We start from the raw sequence: 18358 nt of genomic DNA, 5'->3' as shown, positions 1-18358 counted from the left end.
AGAGTTTTACTTACCACTCGGTAAAACTCAATAGGGTGTTGTAAGAAGAACCCATGAAACCGCAGCCGACAGCGCCACGCCGACGAGGCCGCAAGGAACGCGCTGACGGCCGTTCCCGCCGCGAAGAGCTGCTCCGCGCCGCAGCCACCCTCTTCGCCGAGCGCGGCTACCGCGACACCAGCCTCGCCGACGTGGCCATGCGAGTCGGCGTCACCCAGCAGGCCCTGCTCTACTACTTCGGCAGCAAGGTCGGCCTGCTGCACGCGGTGATCGACGCCCGCGACGACGAAAGCCTCCGATTCGCCGAGGAACTCGCCACCCTGGGCGGCGTCCGCGCCCTGGACAAACTGCCCGACTTCGCCCGCCGCAATATCGCCGACCCCAACCTGGCGCGCCTGTTCGCCGTCCTGCTCGCCGAAAACCTCAACCCCGACGACCTGGCCCACGACCACTTCGTCCAGCGCTACCGCAACCTGCGCGCCGTCGTCGCCGCACTCGTCGAGCAGGGCCAGCGCACCGGCGACTTCTCCCCCACCATCGACCCCACGCTCAAAGCGATCGAAATAGTCGCCTTCATCGAGGGCGTCAATACCCAATGGCTACTCGACCCCGACTCGATCGACCTGCAAGCCGTCACCGACTCCTTCACCCGCGACCTGATCCGCACCCTCACGGCCAAATAGCCGGTAGGGCAACCCCATTCGAGGCATCGAAAAGCGGCAAGACGATCAGACCGGGCTCCGATAAGGATTCAGATCGACCGTTGCATGATGTTCAACAGTTCATCGCAGCGCTTCTCTCGATGCGACCCTCCGGACCGTGGCGACGGCGAGATTCGCAGTGCCGGCGACGACTTCGGCCAGGACCCAGCACCGGGATCGGATCTACCGCCAATCCCACACTTCTGGTCGCCGTTGTTCGGTGGGGATACGCTGTCCGTTAACAACGAGTTAACGCATGTTGCTAGGTGCCGGGTACACCGGCGGATATGGGCAGCCGATGAACGAGCGGGATCCGTTCCGCACGGCCCGTGAAGTGTTGGTGCCGGTCACGGAGGAATTGGCCGCGGCCGGGTTCGAGGATGCCGAGGAGATCGGGCGGGGCGGATTCGGTGTGGTCTATCGCTGTACCGAGGCGGAGCTGGACCGGACGGTGGCAGTGAAGGTGTTGACCGGCGAGCTGGACACCGCGAGTCGGGCGCGTTTTTTCCGGGAACAGCGGGCGATGGGCCGGCTGACGGGTCATCCGAATATCGTCACGATATTGCAGGCGAACACCACCGCGAGTGGACGGCCCTACCTGGTGATGCCGTATCACCCGTTGGGCTCCCTGGATGCCCGGATCCGTGGGCAGGGTCCACTGCCGGTGGAGACCGTGTTGTGGATCGGGGTGAAGATCGCCGGGGCGCTGGAGGCCGTGCACCGCCTGGGCATCCTGCATCGGGACGTGAAGCCGAGCAACATCCTCCTCACCGATTACGGCGAGCCCGCGCTGACAGACTTCGGAATCGCGCGCATCACCGGCGGATTCCAGACCACCTCGGGCACCCTGACCGGATCCCCAGCGTTCACCGCCCCGGAGGTACTGGAAGGCGAGGCTCCCACGCCGGCTGCGGACGTGTACGGGTTGGGGGCCACTTTGTTCTGTGCGTTGACAGGGCATGCTGCGTTCGAACGGCACAGCGGAGAGAACGTCGTGACTCAGTTCCTGCGGATCACCACCCAGCCGGTGCCTGACCTGCGCGAGCACGGCATCGCGGCCGACATATCCACGATCGTGTGGACGGCGATGAGCCGTGACCCGGACCAGCGGCCCTCGTCGACCGCGCTGCGGGAGACACTGCGGCAGGCACAGCGAAACCATGGATTCGCCGTCGATGAGATGGCATTGCACGGCGAACCCGACCGCGAGCACCGGGACCATGAACCCGCCACCTCGGGGTGGCATCCGCAGACGGCGGTGGGTCGTCGCACCGCGGGCCTGCTGCCACTGGAGTTGACCAGTTTCGTCAACCGCCGCGCCGAGCTGGCAGAGGTGAAGAATCTGCTGTCCTCGGCCCGGCTGGTGACGTTGACCGGGATCGGCGGGGTCGGAAAAACCCGGCTGGCGCTGCGGGCCGCGACAACCGCGCGCCGGGAGTTCGCCGACGGGATATGGCTGGTCGAACTGGCCGACATCTCCGACCCGTCACTACTCGTCGGCGTGATTGCAGCCGCCCTCGGACTACGCGACGATCCAGCACGACCGCTGCCACAGGTTGTGGTCGATTTCCTGTCCGCACGCAAGTCGCTGCTGGTCCTGGACAACTGCGAACAACTTGTCTCGACCGTGGCCGAGTCGGTCGAAACCTGGTTACAGGCCTGCCCACATCTGCGAATCTTGACCACAAGCCGCGAACCGCTCGATATCGCCGGAGAGTCGGTACTGCGGGTGCCTCCGCTGACCGTGCCGAACCCGAACCAGGAAACGCCGCTGCGTGGACTGCCCCGCTACGATGCGGTCACCTTGTTCACCGACCGCGCGACCGCAGTCGTGCCAAGTTTCGAACTCACCGACGACAACAAGGACACCGTCGCCCGCATCTGCGCCCGGCTGGACGGACTACCACTGGCCATCGAGCTCGCCGCAGCCCGCATGCGGACAATGTCCCCCGAACAGATCCTGCAACGCCTCGACGACCGCTACGCCCTACTGACACGCGGCAGCCGTACCGCACACACACGCCAACAGACCCTGCAATGGTCGATCGACTGGAGCTACCAGCTGTGCACCCCGGCCGAACAACGGCTATGGGCGCGACTATCGGTATTCACTGGAGGCTTCGAACTCGACGCCGCCGAACAAATCTGCGGCACCGACCTGGCACCGCACAGCCCGCTCGATGTGCTGTCCGCACTCGTGGACAAGTCGATCCTGATCCGAGACGAATCCCACCATGTGGTGCGATTCCGAATGCTCGAGACGGTCCAGGATTTCGGTCGGCAAAAGCTCCGCGAGTCCGGTGAGGATCAGCTGGTGCGACGCCAGCACCGCGACTGGTATCAGCTGCTGGCACTGGATGCGGAGGCGGAGTGGGTCAGCGACCGGCAGCCCTACTGGTTCGCCAGGCTCGAACGCGAACTACCGAATCTACGCGACGCGCTCGAACACTGCCTGGCGGAGAATTCCGAGGAAGCGGCGGAAGCCGGATTACGGACCGCCGCCGCACTATATGTGTTCTGGATTTTCCCGGGTCAATACGGCGAAGCTCGGCGCTGGATCAATCGGGTCCTGAACCACCCTGCTCGGCAGTCCATCCCCAACCGTGTCAAGGCGCTCTATGCAGGCTGCTGTCTGGCAGCGATGCAGGGCGATTTGCCAGCGGCGGCGATCCAGGTGGAACAGGGACGCGTGCTCGCCGAACAGGACCCCACTCCGATGACCCAAGCGCTGATCGCCCACGCTGCCGGCGCCGTGGCGCTCTACCGCGGTGAGCTTGCCCGCGCAACCTCGTCCCTCGAACGTGCCGTCGAAGTGCTCAGCCCGAATCCGCGAGGATATCTCTATCTTGCTGCTTTGACCCTGCTCGGTTGGGCGCACGAACTGGCAGGCGACCCACAACGGGCGATCGAGTATCACCGACAAGTGCTTTCCATCACTCAAACGTGCGGCGAACTGCTCTTCCAGTCGACGGCCTTGTGGGGCATCGGCGTTGCCGCCTGGCAGCAAGGTGAACGGTCTCGGGCAACTGAGCTGCTCGCGAATGCACTGCGCGTCAACCGGCGAATGCGCAGCCCGGTTGTCGCCGCAGCGAGTCTCGAGTCGCTGGCCTGGACGGCCTGCGCCGGCGGCGACGCCGAGCGTGCGGCCGTGCTCATGGGAGCCGCATACGAATTGGACCGGTCTGCGGGGATCATTTCGAGCATCGTCCCGACAATGCGGCAGCATCACGACGAATGTGTCCGGCTGATGCGATCCGCCCTCGGGGCACGCGGATTCGAATCGGCCTTCCAGCACGGCCAAGCCTTGGGAATGGACGCAGCCGTGGCCTACGCCCTCGGCGAGCAGCCCACCGACACGAAACTCACGTCGGGTCCTTTTGCCGAGCTGACCAAGCGTGAGCGGCAGGTCGCAGACCTGATCGCCGAAGGATTAACCAACAAGCAGATCGCCGCCAAACTGGTGATCTCCCAACGCACCGCACAGGGGCACGTGGAACACATCCTGACCAAACTCGGATTCACCTCCCGCGCGCAGATCGCAGCCTGGATCGCAACAGACGCCGAACAACAGACTCATTGATCTCCTGCTAACGACTGAACCGCCCAGGTGGGAGGCTGCGCCCAGGCATTCAACACCAAATGTGTCTCCAACTCGGGCATTTCGCGCAGCATCTCGGGAATTCGCACAGCCAGCGGCGCACCCATGGCACCTGTCACGCCGACGATGAGACGGGAGCCCGTGCTCGTCGACCGGCAGTCCGGGCACGCCGACGGCGGGAAAATGACAAGCCCCGGAGCCAGCGGTAATGCTCGCCCGCGATCTCCCGCCCAGGGTCGCGGCCCGGCCCGGGACCAACTCTCACTTCATGGTGGGCGCCAGCGGCTGACTGATCGTGGTGAAGTACTGGACGGCTGCCATGATCGTCACCGGGGCGGTGACCAACAGCTGGCCCGCGATCGTGCCGAGCGCGCCGAGGGCCACGATTCCGCCCAAGCAGCCGATCGCTGCGGCCGGGAGGAATCCGCCGAACAGCCCGACAATGGCGGCCGAAGCAACTGTCGCGCCGGCGATGCCGCCGACAAGGCAACCCACGGCCGCTCCGCCGAGGCCACCGACCAGCGTGCCGACGGTCGCACCCATGGTGATGGTGCTGGTCATCCGGCTCCAGGCGGCCTGTTCGCGGTCGTAGGAGTTCTTCCAGGGCGCCTGGTCCTCGAACGGCAGGGCTACGGGACTGTAGGTGGCGTGTCGCCGATCCAACAGCGGGGTGAGTGTTGCGGTGTGATTCGTTATCCGAGCATCAATGGGGAAGACGAAATCGTCTACGCGGAAGGACAATTCGGTTCCGGCCAGCACGGTGCCGTCACCCGCTCGAATCGTGAATTCGCCGTTCTCGACGACCATCGATCCCGCGTCGATGTTGATGATGGTGGAGTGTTCGGTGGTGGTCGCGGTGTAGTCGACCGCGGCCGGGTCGGGCGGTGGGGTGGCGGTCGCCTGCCCCGCACCGAGTCCCACGGCCGCGACGAGCAGCATTGATGCCGCTGCAGTCTTCCTCATTGGATGTTTCCTCTTCTTCTTCTCGAACCGGATCGGTCGAGTTCTGGGCATGCCTCGTCACGCCACGACCCGATCGGGTGCGGCGGGGCAGCCGGTCGAATTCGGTGGTGGCGCTCAGCCGAAATGTTCGGCGAGGGTGGAGATCACGGAAGCGCAGGCCGTGTCGTCGCCGTTGATGCTCGCCCGCAGGTTCTCCCACAAGGCGGCGGTGGCCATGCCCAGTCGCGGCACGACGCAATCGTCGAACTTTGTGCGCAGTTCGCGCTGTGACAGCGGGTTACCGGGGCTGCCGCGCCCGGTGTCGATTTCGACGCGGTATTGCCCGCCATCGCTGTCGATGCCGACTGCGAAGGCCACGACGCGATCGGGGAATGCGGCGGTGGCGGCGGGGTCCGCTTCGAACCGCACTCGCCGGGCGGCAGCGAGAATCCTTTCGTCTATGGCGTTCTCACCGTCGAAGTCCGCGAGTCCGACGCCGAGTCCAGATCCGCCGAGCAAGGCCATTGCGACGACCACTGGACCGGAGAAGCGCGCGGCGTAGGCCGTGGGCGGCGCGTATTTCATAGCCTCGGGGAAGGCGACGGTCCGCAGCACCGGTTCCGCCACCCCGATTCGCAGCGCGGCCCCGGGTTCGAGGCGGAATCCCTGAGCCCGCAGTAGTAGTGCGGCGTCGATCGAGGAATGGGTGAACCCGTTGGTAGGATACGGTTTCGTCGTTACCGACTCGATTCGCCACGCGCCGGCGGTCTCCGACGGCCACCGGACCTCGGCCGGATCGACGCCGAGAAATGCCTGCAGGAATCCGAATCGTCCTTCCAGCGCGGTCGGCGGCGCAGTGGCACCGACGGCGGCCAGCTCGGCTGCCAGAACGCCTGCGGCGGAGGCGAATCCGGCGTGCATCGGTTTGGTCTGGCCGCCGGTGCGGTTGCCTTCGAGGATCCCACCCGACAGCGAGGCGGCGGTCCCGATGGCGTGGGCAAGTTGCTCCGGGGCCAGGCCGCGCAGCAGGCCCGCGGTCACGGCGGCGCCGATTGGCGTGCACACCGCCGTGGGATGGAAACCTCGCTCGAAGAGGATGGAATTGCCATCGGTGACAGCGGTTTCACCGAGCCAGAGGCTGATCTCCTCCCCTATCGCGATCGCCCGCAGCAGATCGTGGGCACCGCTGCCCGGTCCTTCGTGCGCGATGGCGATGGCCGTCGGCACGATCACACAGCCGGGGTGCACCAGCGACGGTGTCTGGGCGTTGTCGTAGTCGAGCGCGTGTGCGGCCGTGCCCAGGACCAGGGCGAACCGGCCGGTGTCACCGCGAGTGCGGGTGGCGCGTCGGATGGAATCGACGGGGGCCTCGCCGATTCCGGCGATCGCGACGGCAACCGTGTCGGTCAAGTGCTCACCCGCTGCTGCGAGGCCCGCCTCGGGCACTTCGGATTTCGAGTAGGCGGCGTGCGCCCAATCAGCCACCGCCCGGGACAGTTCACGAAGCATCGCCGACCTCCCCCGGAATCAGCGCGAGCGGCCGGATCGGGGATCCGGTGGCACCGGTAATCCTCAGCGGCACAGCCAGATACAGCACCTCCTGTACATCGGTGGCTGCGAGTTCCTCGAAGGTCAGCACCTCCATGATGTGCACGCCGCGCTCTACCAGCAGTACGCCATGTGCGGGCAGCGCCGCGTGACCGATGCCGGGCAGGATCTGATCGGTGGCGATGGTGTCGCTGCAGACGGCCCGGATCCCGGTGTCGGCAAGGTATTCCGCAGCCTCGGCCGTGATACCGGGGACGCCGGTCTCGTGACCGACGTACGCGGCGGGGTCGTGATAAAGCTGCGGCCAGCCGGTGCGGATGAACGCGACCTCGCCGACGCCCGGAACGGTGTCACCGAACGCCGCGCGCAAATGCTCGGCGGTGATGCCGAATCCGGGTTCGAGCCGCGGCACGGAGAGCAGTTTCGGAATGTCGGCGAGCACACCGCGGCACAGGAACGGCGCTACCGTGTCCACGCCGTGCACGGTGAACGAACCACCGACGCTTGCCGCGTGAGCGTCCACGTCGCCGTACATGCGGCCGTCGATGGCGGCGTGGCACAGCGCGTCCAGGTGGGTGCCGACGTGGCCGCCGGTGACGATGAGTTCGTTCGCGCCCGACCCGCCTTGGGCGTTCACCCGGTCGCCGTGCCTGCGCAGCAGGGCCATCCGGAAGCCCGGGTGACTGGGTGAGCAGGGCATGCCGTTCTCGAGCGGCTGTCCCAGTTCGATGATGCGCAGACCCGCGAGCGCACCGGTGACGGTTCGCAGTGCGGCGGCGGAATCGGTTATGTGGTTTGTCATTTCAGGTCCTCGGTGAAGCGGCCGTCGTAGGCCTTGGTGGCGTCGATGCCGGACTTGTTCAGAACGGTGCTCACGAATTGGGCCGCCTTGGCGGCTTCGCCAGGGTTGATGGCCGCCGTGGCGGGCGTGGCCTTGACGATCGGGTCCCAGCTCTGCGCGAACTGTGGGTCGGTCATTTCGGGAAAGCGGGATCGCAGCAGGGCGGCGGCCTGGTCGGGCCGGCCGTGGATGAAGGCGTCGGCCTTGTTCAGCGCGACAGCGAAGCAGCGCATCACCGGTTCCTTCCGGTTCATGGTGGCGTTGCTGGTGGCCGCGACGCCGTAGAGCAGATTGTCCAGGTCGGGGGCGATGCCGGAGGCCAGGCGCAGCATGACGCGCCCGTCCCCACGCTCGGCGGCCACCAGCGAGGCCGGCGGCCCGATGATGTAGGCGTCGACCGAGCCGTTGGCGAAGGCGGCGACGGTCTCGGCCGCACCGCCCGCGGCGACAATGTTCACATCGGAGTCGGGATTCATCCCCGCACGCCGCAGCAGATACCGCAGCGTTTGGTCGGCTCCCGAGCCGGCCGAAGTGACAGCCACCCGGTGTCCGCGCAGCGCGCGCACGGCGGTGTCGAGATCCGCGCCGTCGGGCGGCGCGAGGCGGTTCTTCACGCCGACGTCAGCGGTGTTGCGATCAGCGGTGGCGGCGAAGGCCACCAGCGGCGCGGCGCGTTCGGCCGCGCTGAGGATCGCGGCGAAGGTCGTCAGCGCGACGTCCACGCTTCCGCCCGCCAGGGCCTGGATCGCCTCCGAACCCCCACCCATCTCCAGTGTTTCGACCTTCAGCCCGCCCTCGCCGAAGTAACCCTTGTCCTGCGCGACATACAGTGCCGCGTATTGCAGATTGCCGACCGTGGACTGGCCGATCTTCACCGTCTGCCCCGAACAGTCGGTGACCCTCGTCCCGCCCCCGGCGCAGCCGACGACGGCCGACCCGATGAGGACGAGTGCGGCGACGACTGCCGCGAGTCGGGTTCTGGTTGACATGGCGATCTCTCTCATTTCCACCGGGAGCTCAGGCTCTCGGCGCGGGTCACCGCGATATTGAGCAGCAGTGCGACCACCACGAGCACGGCGATGGCGGCGAACGTGCCCGCGGTGTCGAAGGTGTTGGCGGAGGTCTTGAGCAGGTGGCCCAATCCCTCGTTGGACGCGGTGATCTCGGAGACCACCGCACCGAGCAGCGAATACGGCACGGCCAACCGCATTCCGGTCAGGATCCACGACATCGTGTGCGGCAGAATCACTTTCGTCAGCCGCTGTCGGCCGTTGGCGCCGAGCACCGTGACGACTCCGAGCAGTTCGGAATCCGCGTCCCGGGCACCGGCGAAGGTGTTGTAGAAGACGAGGAAGAAGCACACCAGCGCAGTCATCACGACCTTGGCCTGCAGGCCGATACCGAACCAGAGGATGAACAGCGGCGCCAGCGCGAGTTTGGGCAGGCTGTTGAGGGCGATAATGAACGGATTGAGCACATCGCCGAGGAATCGGATGCGGCCCAACAGGAATCCGGCGGCGATTCCGGCGGTCGATCCGAGTGCCAGGCCGATGGCCATGGCCAGCAGGGTCGCTCGCGCGTTCGAGGCCAGGGTGCCATCGCGGGTCCACTCGAGCAGCCGCTCCCCGATCGCCCGTGGCGAGGACACCCAGAACGGCTCGATGACCGGTCCCGACAGTCCCTGCCACGCGCCCAGCAGCGCGAGGACGATCAGGATCCGGATCGCGAAGACCAGCAGCCGGTGCGTGCGCTGTTTCCGGCAATATCGAGCGTCGAAGTCCGCATCGATCGCTGGAGCCTGCCCGCCCATCGCGGCAGTGGGGACAGCTGCGGCGGTGCTCATGCCAACACTCCCGACTCCACCTCGGGGCTCAATGCCGCCCAGAGGGTTTCGTGCAGGCGCGCGTATTCCGGTGCGAAGCGTGCGGAGAACACGTCGCGGGGCTGGGGCAGCTCGACGGGTTCGTCCAGCAGGACACGGCTGGGTCGGGCGCTCATCACCAGCACCCGGTCGCCCAGCGCGATCGCCTCACCCAGGTCATGGGTGATGAACAGCACGGTGGCATCGGTGCGCGAACGCAGGTCGAGCAGTTCGCCCTGCAGCACCGTGCGCAACTGGCTGTCGAGGGCTCCGAAGGGTTCGTCGGCGAGAATGACTTCCGGCTCGTACACCAAGGTGCGGGCGAGGGTGACGCGTTTGCGCATGCCACCGGACAGCTGGCGCGGATACGCGTCGCCGAACCCGGCCAGCCCGACCAGGTCGAGCACCTCGTCGGTGCGACGGTCGGTCTCGGCCTTGCCCAGGCCGCGCAGTTCCAGGGGCAACCGCACATTCGCGCGCACCGTTCGCCACGGCAGCAAATTGTCCTTCTGGGTGACATAGCCGACGCGAGTATTGGCTCCTGTCACGGTTCTTCCGTCGTAACGAACCTCACCGCGGGTCGGCTCCAACAGACCGGCCACCATATTGAGCAGCGTGGACTTGCCGCATCCGCTGGGGCCGACGACACAGCAGAACTGGCCACGCGGAATCGACAGCGACAGCCCGTCGATGGCGCGGAAGGAGCGCGTGGTTTCGCGGAATGTCATTGCAACGTCGGAGAATTCGATCAAGGCCGGAGACCGATCCGACGTGGGGTGATCACTCATGGTCACGTCCTCGTGCACGGGAGGGTTGATACCTTTCGGCCCATTCGAGCGTCAGCCGGGCCGCGGCCACGACCGGGTGATCGACGAATGTGCCGTCGTCCAAGGCGAATCCGCCCGCATGGGCGTCCGCCTCGGTGACAATGCGCCGGGCCTGCTCGACCTCGGCAGCCGTCGGCGCGAACGCCTCGGCGATGATCGGTAACTGAGCGGGGTGGATCGCGGCTCGGCCGCGCATACCCAGTCGACGTCCCCGCTCACACGACTCCCGCAGCCCCGCAGCGTCTTTGATGTTTCCGAACACGGCCATCGCCGGCGGTGGCAGCTGAGCCGCGGCCGCCGCCACCACAATGCGGCTGCGCGTCCATTCCAGCGCCTGCTCGTCGAGAGCGCGCAGCTCGGCCCGCAAATCGCCCTCCCCCAGCGAAATCGCGGCGACGCCCGGGATGGCGGCGATGCGATAGGCGTTCTCGACACCAGCCGCCGTCTCGATCAGGCAGTGGAAACCGGCTCCCGCCCCACCCGTGCCGACGACGCGGATGGCCGATTCGATATCGGCCGGTGCTTCCACCCTCGGGAGGCGAATGCCGGCGAGCGCGGGCAGCCCGGCGACGGCGTCGAGATCACGCCGCCCAGTCTCGGTGTGAACATTGTTGACCCGCACGTGGATCCGCGGCGCCCGCGGTGCGGGCTCGGCCGCCGCCAGGAACTCGGCCACCGTGGCACGAGCCTGCTGTTTGCGCGACATTGCGACGGCGTCCTGCAGGTCGAGCACCACGACCTCCGCGCCGGAGACCATGGCCTTGCTCATCCGGTCGGGCCGATCGCCCGGGACATAGAGCCAGGTACCCGGGTATCTCATGCGACGACTCCGGCTTCCCGCCAGGCCTCGATCTGCTCGGCAGCGAAGCCGAGAGCTCCGAGCACGTCATCAGTGTCCTGGCCCGGCGCCCGCCCGGCCCAGCGGATTGCGCCCGGGGTCTCCGACAGCCGGAACAGCACATTCTGCATGGCCACCGTCCCCAGTTCCGGATCCGGCAGTCGCACAATGGTTTCCAGCGCCTTGTACTGAGGATCGCCGAAGATGTCGGCGATGTCGTACACCGGGGAGATCGCCGCCTGCGCCTCGGTGAACGCCTGGACGACCTCTGCGGCATCGCGATCGGCGATCCAGCTCGCCACCGCACCATCGACCTCGTCGACGTGCTGGACGCGGCCGTAGCCGCTCGCGAACCACGGCTGTGCCACCAGATCCGGGCGACCGACGAGGGTCATCACGCGCTCGGCGATGGACTGGGCGCTGGTCGATACCGCCAGCCAGCGGCCGTCCCGGGTGCGGTAAATATTGCGCGGCGCATTGTTGTCCGACCGGTTTCCGGTGCGGCGCGGCACCACGCCGAGGGCGTCGTAGGTGGTGATCTGCGCGCCGAGCATCATCAGGATCGGTTCGATAATGGCCAGGTCCACCACCTGGCCGCGGCCGGTGCGCTCACGCTCGCCCAGCGCCACCATGATCGCGAAAGCCGTTGCCAGCCCGGCGATTCCATCCGCGAGTGCCAGCGGCGGCAGGGTCGGCGGCCCGTCCGGCTCGCCGGTCATGGCGGCGAATCCGCTCATCGCCTCGGCGAGGGTACCGAAGCCGGGCTCGTGCGAGCGCGGCCCGAACTGCCCGAAAGCGGTGACGCGGGCGATCACCAGCCGCGGGTTCAGCTCGTGCAGCACCTCCGGCCCGAGATTCCAGCGCTCCAGGGTGCCCGGACGGAAATTCTCGATCAGCACATCGGCGTCGGCGAGCAGTGCCCGCGCGATGGCCTGCCCCTGCTCCGCCGACAGGTCGACGCCGATCGGGCGTTTGTTGCGACCGAGCTGTTTCCAAACGAGCCCGACTCCGTCCTTTCTCGCTCCGTGACCGCGGCTGGGATCGCCGCGCCGCGGGTATTCGATCTTGACGACGTCGGCGCCGAAGTCCGCCAGCATCGTCGCCGCCAGGGGCCCGGCGAACAGCGTCGCCGCATCCACCACTTTCAGTGACTCAGGACACATCATGGCATTAACTTATAAGTTATAAGATGAGACGTCAAGGGGTCCGTGGAGGCACTACGATCAGGACAGACGGCGACACGAGAAACAGGAGGCCCGACTCGATGGCACGGCGCAGCGCATCGGCCGCGACCGGAACGGGACAGCCCGAAACCGGTACCACCGGATCCGCCCCGACCTACGCGAAGGTCAAACCGCCCGGCAGCCGCGCCAGTTACGTTCAGGACGTACTCCGGTCGGAAATCCTCAGCGGCGCAATGCCTCCCGGCACGCCGATCCTGCAGGACAAGGTCGCCGAACGCCTCGGTGTCTCCATTACGCCGGTGCGGGAGGCCCTGCGGAATCTGGAATCGGTCGGATTGGTTGTCTACGAGCCGAATTTCGGCGCCAAGGTCGCCGAACTCGCCGCCGGCGAAATGGAAGAGCTGTATCTGCTGCGTGCCGCCGTCGAGGGTCTGGCCGCTCGGCTCGCCGCCACCTCGATCTCCCCCGCCGAAGTGCAACGGCTACACGAAATCCACGGGGAACTGCGCACCGCGCTCGATGCGGGCGACCCCTCGCGAATGGCCGCCGCCAGCCGGCAGTTCCACGCCCAGATCGCCCGCGCCGGCGGACGCTCCATCATCGCCCGCCACCTGCAGTGGATCTGGGAGAGTCACCCCATCCCCATCGAACAATCAGTGTGGTCGAACCCGAAAGTGGCCGCACAGGCCGTGGACTCCAACGCCAAATTGCTGGCCCTGCTCGAAGTCGGCGACGCCGAAGGCGCCGAAAACCATATGGTGCAGCAAGTCCGGCTGGCCGCCTCCGCCCGCCTGGCCACCATGCACAGTCGAGCGGAGAAGTCCGGGGCGTGATCACGGCACACGGGTTCGTGGCGGTACTGCGGTAGGAACGCCAGAAAGGCCACTGCGGCAAGGATGCCCCAACAACCCAGCGCGGTACGACACGATGGTACTTGCTGAGAGGCATCGCACTGGTCCAGACCCGTCCCGGTAGCGACCTCGGAACCTCGGTCCTGGAACAACTTGCCGCCGGTATCCTTCTCGACCGTCTCGACAGCTACCTACCAAGCAAAATTGATCAATTGCGCGCCCAGCGCTACACGCTGTATACGGCACTCGCCGAACATATTCCAGCGTGGACAGTGGCGATGCCGCCAGGCGGCCTGTCGTTATGGATCAAGCTCGAAGACATGATCAGCTCACGCCTGGCGGCGACAGCGCCCGACTATGGCGTCACCATTGCCGCGCTTTCAGGGTGGCCGCTCGCGTATGCCAGATGGCGATCATGTGGGGGTAGAAGTCGAATTGGTCGCGCCAGCCGACGTGTACGTCTTGGCGGGCGGTGATGCGCAGGTGCGGGCCGCGGTAAGGACGTACTGCTCGAACAGGGACCAGTTCGGTGCGGTGCGCCCGGCCATGACCGCCTGGAACAGTTGCCGGTCCGCTTCCGGTAGCTGACCGCATTCGTCACCGAAACCACCAAAGGCCAGCTGTCCGACCTGGAACTGCGACACCGCCGGCGAGCCCGTTGTGAGGACTGCATCCGCAGCGCGAAGTACACCGGCTTGCGGAACCTGCCATTTCATAGCTTCGGCGTCATCCGCATCTGGCACGACCACGACACACGCCGCTGGGAACTGAAAACCCTACGGCTGCGGCTGTTCTCGATCCCCATCCGCCTGGCCCGCCAAGTCCACCTGCGGTTGCCGATCCACAACCCGTGGACCAGCCTCGCTGCCACCGCCACCGCCCGCCCGACAGCGACCTGGCCAGAACGAATCCACCCCTACAGCCATCGAAAAGACCACCACCGAGCCCGTGGAACTCAGCAGCCAGCCCGATGAAACAGGATGCTCAACCACACCCACCAACCCGGGATACGATCGGAAAACCCCAATCCGAACCCGATCACGCCGGGCCGAAGGCCCGGCGTGAAATCGAGGCTACTACCGACTCCCTATTTCAGGACGTTCTCGGCGGTACCCCCAGAGATAAAGTCCACAGGTCCCAAACCCTGAGCCTTGGCCAGTTCCTCGGTCAGATAACGGAGCGCCGCAGCATCAAGGATCGAGTGGTAGCTTCCATCCTCAGAGAAATTGACATTGGCACCCTCGACGCGCACGAGAATGACTGTGTCCTCAGTGTTCGACTCGGGACAGACGAAGGTATGTGTGGATGCTGCGGGCTCGAAAAGGTACGAGCCAGCTGTTTGTGGCTGTTCCGGATATTCGAGATAATACCACTTGCCTGACAGGGTATAGACCTCAGCAATACCGGTGTGATAGTGCAGTGGAATTACCGCCCCGGGCGAGAAGGTCGCCAACACCAGCCATACACCGGCTTCAACGTCCAGTCGCAGCGGCTGAAAATGCACCCCCGGGCCTAGAGCATCCCTGATCAGCGGTGTTCCGCTGACGTTTACCGTCAGAATCTCGGTCTGAGGCAAAGCGACAAAGGGAAGAAGCGCTCCGCTCGACGTCCGGACGGGACCAGGAAAATTCATGTTCAACCTCTCTCATACTTCTCGATAATGAATACGCTTGCGAATCTCAGCGCAAGAACCTTCTGTGTATCGGAATGTCAAGCCGCGAAGATCATCCCACCGGCCTAGTTCCATTTCAGCGTCGCATGATCCCTTGCTCACGCGCGAAAGAGAGTATCTGGCGACGGCTACTGCTCTTCAGGAGTGCACGAAGAATCGCTTTCAGGCCAATCTGACGGAGCAAACCCACTCGGTCAATCTCGTCCCAATGCTCTACACAGATCCCGTTCTTCACCCGCCAAATATCAATCGAAGTCATTTCGACGTGCTTACCGGTCGGAGCGATACCGATGAGTGGTCCAGTGTGTGTACCCGTCATCGAAATTCTGGCTACAACCTTATCGCCCTCGGCAACAATATCGTTGATCACCATCCGACCATCGGGAAATGCAGTCTGGAGGATGTCTGACATGCGCTTGACCGGCTCGCGGCCGTTGGGAGTCGGATTATGCTGAATATAGTCATCGGACATAAGGGAGTCGAGCAATCCGTGGTTTGCCACGGAAAATGCCTCCATGAGGCGCACCACTACATCTTTGTTGATATCTTGGATATCCAACTTCACAACTTCCTTCCCTGCGAATGATTCTTTCCGGTTATTGGAGGGCGGCCGCAAAATCAGCAAACCTGTCGGCGTCACGCAATACCGGTCCGTGCCCGAAGCAGACCAAATCCGGACCGAGCCCGGCGAGTCTGGCAATCGACTTGCGATTGCCTGGAGGATCCGCTGTCAAGAACTCGAACGGTTCCCGCAATCCGCGGACCCCCGTGAACGGATGGTGGCCACTCGCAACATCGCCGAGCAGAAGAGTTCGGTCCGACTCGCGCCAGAACGCCAAGTGGCCGACTGTGTGTCCAGGAACTTCGAGGACCTCGAAACTCCCGACCCGATCACCCTCACGAAGCCGCCTGTCGACCGCCGCCGGCGGACCGCCCTGAAAGCGGCTCAATATCCGGGGAGCAGGATGATCCGGAAATCGGTCGTACATCAGCCCGAGCGTCTCGACCGCTGCAGCATCAGCGTGACCGACCCATAAAGGGATTCCCAATTCCTCACAAATTCGCCTACTCGCCCCGAAGTGATCGGGATGTGCATGCGTTACCGCATGCGCCCGAATATCAAAACGCGCTATATCACGTAGTATGCGTCGGCCGCTGTACCTGGTTCCGGCATCAATTAGAATGCCGTCGATTACGTAGGAATTGATAGAGTACCTCGGATATCCGCAAATCTGGTATACATCCTCGGCAAGTTCAATGATCATCGCCATTCCTAATGGTGTTCAGGCTACTGGATTTATCAAGCCGGCAACCGTGGTGCGCGCGAGGTGATCCGATTCAAACCTCTCGACAACACGTCGACGTACAGCAAGAGCAGGTGCGGTGCGCCTGTGAACCATCCATCCATACTGACGAGATTTGCGCTGCATGTCTCGGACTCGTTTGTACCTGCTGGTTTGGAAGCGATGCAACGCGTCCGCAATTTCAGTCGAGTTGACCAGAATTCGAGCCAGTGTGATCGCATCCTCGATTGCCATGGAACCGCCCTGCCCGAGGTCTGGGGACATGGCGTGCGCCGCGTCCCCGATCAGAACTACTCGACTCGAGATCCACCTGGGTAGGATTACCTGTTCGATATCGCCGTAATGGATCGCATCCTCATCCGGATTCGAATCCACGATATACCTGGCCGGTCCCTTGAAATCGCCGAACAGCTCACGCAGGAGATTCATATTCTCGGACGGATCCCGCACAGCGCCTCGAGCGGAAAGAAAAGTAGAGTACGAATACAGCAGATCTTCACCAATTGGAAGTATCCCCATTCTCCGACCACTACCCCAGAGTTCGCACATACCTTCGAACCCCTGCGGTCGCGGGATAACCACTCGAATCGCGCAGTATCCCACATATTGTCGATCAACCTCTCCAAAGACCAGTTTCCTAACCTTTGAATTTCGCCCGTCTGCCCCGACGACGAGGTCGTACTCCGCGCTGGTCCCGTCGCTAAATTCTGCGACCACACCCTTGGCGAGCTCCCTCAATGCGGTCACCGTAATCCCGAGCCGCGGACTATTCTCGAGCGAGCCGGCGAGGACGTCATGCAGAGCCCCGCGGTGTATCCCGGTCGTTGACGTTCCGTAGACATCCGCCACGGAGCTGAACCGGAATCCGTTCATGCGGTTGCCATCCGAGTCCAGGACAGTCACGCTGTTGAGCGGAACCCCACGCTCCTGGACCGCACTCCCCAATCCAATGGAGTTCAACGCCAGAATTCCGTTGAATCCGATCGCAATTCCAGAACCGACTGGGCGCCATTCAGGCGCGAGGTCGACCACATCAGCGGAAGCGCCGTAACGCTTCAAAGCGGCAGCAAACGTCAATCCAGCAATCCCGCCACCGACAATCAAGATCCTCTGTGGTATCGCCACCAATACTCCTTTAGCGCCCAGCCTGCTTTACTACACTCTTAGCAGTTCTTGCTACAGTTGTAGACGTACTTACTAGGGCTGTCAAGAGTGGATGGGATACTGACCTCATGCGACAGAGTTCAGATGTCACCGACCGCCGTGCCCGCCTGCTTGATGCCGCAATACAGGTGATCGGCACGAAGGGCCTCGCAGCGGTCACGCACCGGTCGGTGCAGGAGACCGCCGGCGTACCGCATGGGGCTGTCACTTACTACTTCGGTACCCGTAACGATCTGGTGGTAGCCGCCGTCGAGCGCCTCGCCGAACTCGACGAGAAGCGCCTGACCGACCTCATGCACGAGCTGATGCTGGTACTGGCCCGCCGCTCACCTGAGCCGGACTACGACTCGCTACAGCGAGCTCTCGTCGAATGGATCGAAAGTGACCCGATCCACCAAATCGCAAGGTATGAGGTACTACTGGAAGGCACCCGAAATCCTGCGGTTCGAACCGCTGTCAGCAGCGGCGCTGCCGCGATGTGGCGTGCAGTCAGGCCAATCGCCGTTGCGGCCGGTTCCGACGACCCCGATCATGATGCCCGCATTATCGTCGCGCTGCTCGACGGCCTGATCTTCGATCGATTCACACGCGCACCCGACGATCTGACTCCCCTGCGCCATGGGCTGGAGCGAGTGCTGAATACCTGGCATCCGTAGACAGACTGCAGTGGCAGGCCGCAAACGCCACGTCATCGTCGACTGTTTGGGCCTGCTGCTGATTGTGCTCACCGGCGCGAGCACCCCAGGACCGCGACGGCGCCCGGCCGGCCCTGCGACAGCTGCGGGAACTGTTCGACACCATCAGCCTCATCTGGGCCGACGGCACCTACGTCGGCACTCTGGCCGACTGGGCGAAATCTGTTCTTGCCCTGACTATCCAGATCGTCAAACGCAGCGACGACATCACCGGATTCGTCTGAGCAGGAAGCATCTCCGGCGTGTCGACTGATGACGGGCCGCGGATCTCCCTGCAGCGAAGAGGCGGTGTGCGCGCGGCAATCGACCAAGGCGGATCGAGCGTGGAGTCG

Annotated in this window: 17 protein-coding genes and 1 pseudogene; 6 read left to right on the top strand and 12 right to left on the bottom strand. The window is 64.6% G+C overall.

Features of this window, described 5'->3' with window-relative positions:
* Nucleotides 1–53: 53 nt before the first annotated feature.
* Nucleotides 54–683 carry a TetR/AcrR family transcriptional regulator gene (locus ACFXHE_RS39630; RefSeq protein ID WP_379390163.1) on the top strand — a complete coding sequence of 210 codons (630 nt, stop codon included), beginning with the start codon at nt 54–56 and terminating at the stop codon, nt 681–683.
* A 316-nt stretch (nt 684–999) separates the two neighbouring features.
* Nucleotides 1000–4281 carry a protein kinase gene (locus tag ACFXHE_RS39625; RefSeq protein WP_379390238.1) on the top strand — a complete coding sequence of 1094 codons (3282 nt, stop codon included), beginning with the start codon at nt 1000–1002 and terminating at the stop codon, nt 4279–4281.
* A gap of 279 nt (nt 4282–4560) precedes the next feature.
* Here ACFXHE_RS39625 and ACFXHE_RS39620 read toward each other — a convergent pair whose 3' ends face one another.
* From ACFXHE_RS39620 to ACFXHE_RS39585, 8 genes are all read right to left on the bottom strand, one after another.
* Nucleotides 4561–5262 carry a hypothetical protein gene (locus ACFXHE_RS39620; protein ID WP_379390162.1) on the bottom strand — a complete coding sequence of 234 codons (702 nt, stop codon included), beginning with the start codon at nt 5260–5262 and terminating at the stop codon, nt 4561–4563.
* A gap of 114 nt (nt 5263–5376) precedes the next feature.
* Complete coding sequence (locus ACFXHE_RS39615) at nt 5377–6750, bottom strand: MmgE/PrpD family protein (protein WP_379390160.1); 1374 nt, start codon at nt 6748–6750, stop codon at nt 5377–5379.
* Nucleotides 6740–7591 (bottom strand): cyclase family protein, encoded by an 852-nt coding sequence (locus ACFXHE_RS39610; RefSeq protein ID WP_379390158.1) that lies wholly within the window; start codon nt 7589–7591, stop codon nt 6740–6742. Before ACFXHE_RS39610 ends, ACFXHE_RS39615 begins: the two co-directional genes overlap by 11 nt.
* The gene (locus tag ACFXHE_RS39605; RefSeq protein ID WP_379390156.1) at nt 7588–8619 is read right to left on the bottom strand and encodes an ABC transporter substrate-binding protein; all 1032 of its coding nucleotides are present in this window, start codon (nt 8617–8619) and stop codon (nt 7588–7590) included. Before ACFXHE_RS39605 ends, ACFXHE_RS39610 begins: the two co-directional genes overlap by 4 nt.
* 11 nt (nt 8620–8630) lie before the next feature.
* A complete protein-coding gene (locus tag ACFXHE_RS39600) occupies nt 8631–9473 on the bottom strand; it encodes an ABC transporter permease (RefSeq protein WP_379390154.1) in 843 nt (280 codons plus the stop codon).
* On the bottom strand, nt 9470–10219 hold the full coding sequence (locus ACFXHE_RS39595; RefSeq protein ID WP_379390152.1) for an ABC transporter ATP-binding protein: 750 nt from the start codon (nt 10217–10219) through the stop codon (nt 9470–9472). Before ACFXHE_RS39595 ends, ACFXHE_RS39600 begins: the two co-directional genes overlap by 4 nt.
* Nucleotides 10220–10271: 52 nt before the next feature.
* A complete protein-coding gene (locus ACFXHE_RS39590) occupies nt 10272–11138 on the bottom strand; it encodes an HpcH/HpaI aldolase/citrate lyase family protein (RefSeq protein WP_379390150.1) in 867 nt (288 codons plus the stop codon).
* Nucleotides 11135–12322: a CaiB/BaiF CoA transferase family protein gene (locus ACFXHE_RS39585; protein WP_379390148.1), complete on the bottom strand. Its 1188-nt coding sequence runs from the start codon at nt 12320–12322 to the stop codon at nt 11135–11137. The genes ACFXHE_RS39590 and ACFXHE_RS39585 overlap by 4 nt, the downstream gene beginning before the upstream one ends.
* 98 nt (nt 12323–12420) lie before the next feature.
* Between ACFXHE_RS39585 and ACFXHE_RS39580 the strand changes: the two genes are divergently transcribed.
* Nucleotides 12421–13173 carry a GntR family transcriptional regulator gene (locus tag ACFXHE_RS39580; RefSeq protein WP_379390147.1) on the top strand — a complete coding sequence of 251 codons (753 nt, stop codon included), beginning with the start codon at nt 12421–12423 and terminating at the stop codon, nt 13171–13173.
* Nucleotides 13174–13775: 602 nt separating this feature from the next.
* A pseudogene (locus tag ACFXHE_RS39575) lies at nt 13776–14165 on the top strand (hypothetical protein); the annotation flags it as partial.
* A gap of 113 nt (nt 14166–14278) precedes the next feature.
* Here ACFXHE_RS39575 and ACFXHE_RS39570 read toward each other — a convergent pair.
* From ACFXHE_RS39570 to ACFXHE_RS39555, 4 genes are all read right to left on the bottom strand, one after another.
* The gene (locus tag ACFXHE_RS39570; RefSeq protein ID WP_379390145.1) at nt 14279–14824 is read right to left on the bottom strand and encodes a 2,4'-dihydroxyacetophenone dioxygenase family protein; all 546 of its coding nucleotides are present in this window, start codon (nt 14822–14824) and stop codon (nt 14279–14281) included.
* Nucleotides 14825–14939: 115 nt separating this feature from the next.
* The gene (locus tag ACFXHE_RS39565) at nt 14940–15428 is read right to left on the bottom strand and encodes an ester cyclase (RefSeq protein ID WP_379390143.1); all 489 of its coding nucleotides are present in this window, start codon (nt 15426–15428) and stop codon (nt 14940–14942) included.
* A 31-nt stretch (nt 15429–15459) separates the two neighbouring features.
* Entirely contained in the window at nt 15460–16128 is a 669-nt protein-coding gene (locus tag ACFXHE_RS39560; protein ID WP_379390141.1) for an MBL fold metallo-hydrolase, read from the bottom strand.
* A gap of 18 nt (nt 16129–16146) precedes the next feature.
* A complete protein-coding gene (locus ACFXHE_RS39555; RefSeq protein ID WP_379390139.1) occupies nt 16147–17292 on the bottom strand; it encodes an FAD-dependent monooxygenase in 1146 nt (381 codons plus the stop codon).
* Between the two features lie 107 nt (nt 17293–17399).
* Here ACFXHE_RS39555 and ACFXHE_RS39550 point away from each other — a divergent pair, with 107 nt between their 5' ends.
* Both ACFXHE_RS39550 and ACFXHE_RS39545 read left to right on the top strand, forming a co-directional pair.
* Complete coding sequence (locus ACFXHE_RS39550) at nt 17400–17987, top strand: TetR/AcrR family transcriptional regulator (RefSeq protein ID WP_379390137.1); 588 nt, start codon at nt 17400–17402, stop codon at nt 17985–17987.
* 62 nt (nt 17988–18049) lie between these two features.
* Nucleotides 18050–18250, top strand: coding sequence for a hypothetical protein (locus tag ACFXHE_RS39545; RefSeq protein ID WP_379390135.1), 201 nt, complete (start codon nt 18050–18052; stop codon nt 18248–18250).
* The last annotated feature ends 108 nt before the right edge of the window (nt 18251–18358 follow it).

This window comes from Nocardia sp. NPDC059229, assembly GCF_042754165.1.
Classification (GTDB): domain Bacteria; phylum Actinomycetota; class Actinomycetes; order Mycobacteriales; family Mycobacteriaceae; genus Nocardia.
The sequence above is the reverse complement of the archived record's forward strand: the minus strand, read 5'-3'. Positions and strand labels throughout refer to the sequence as shown.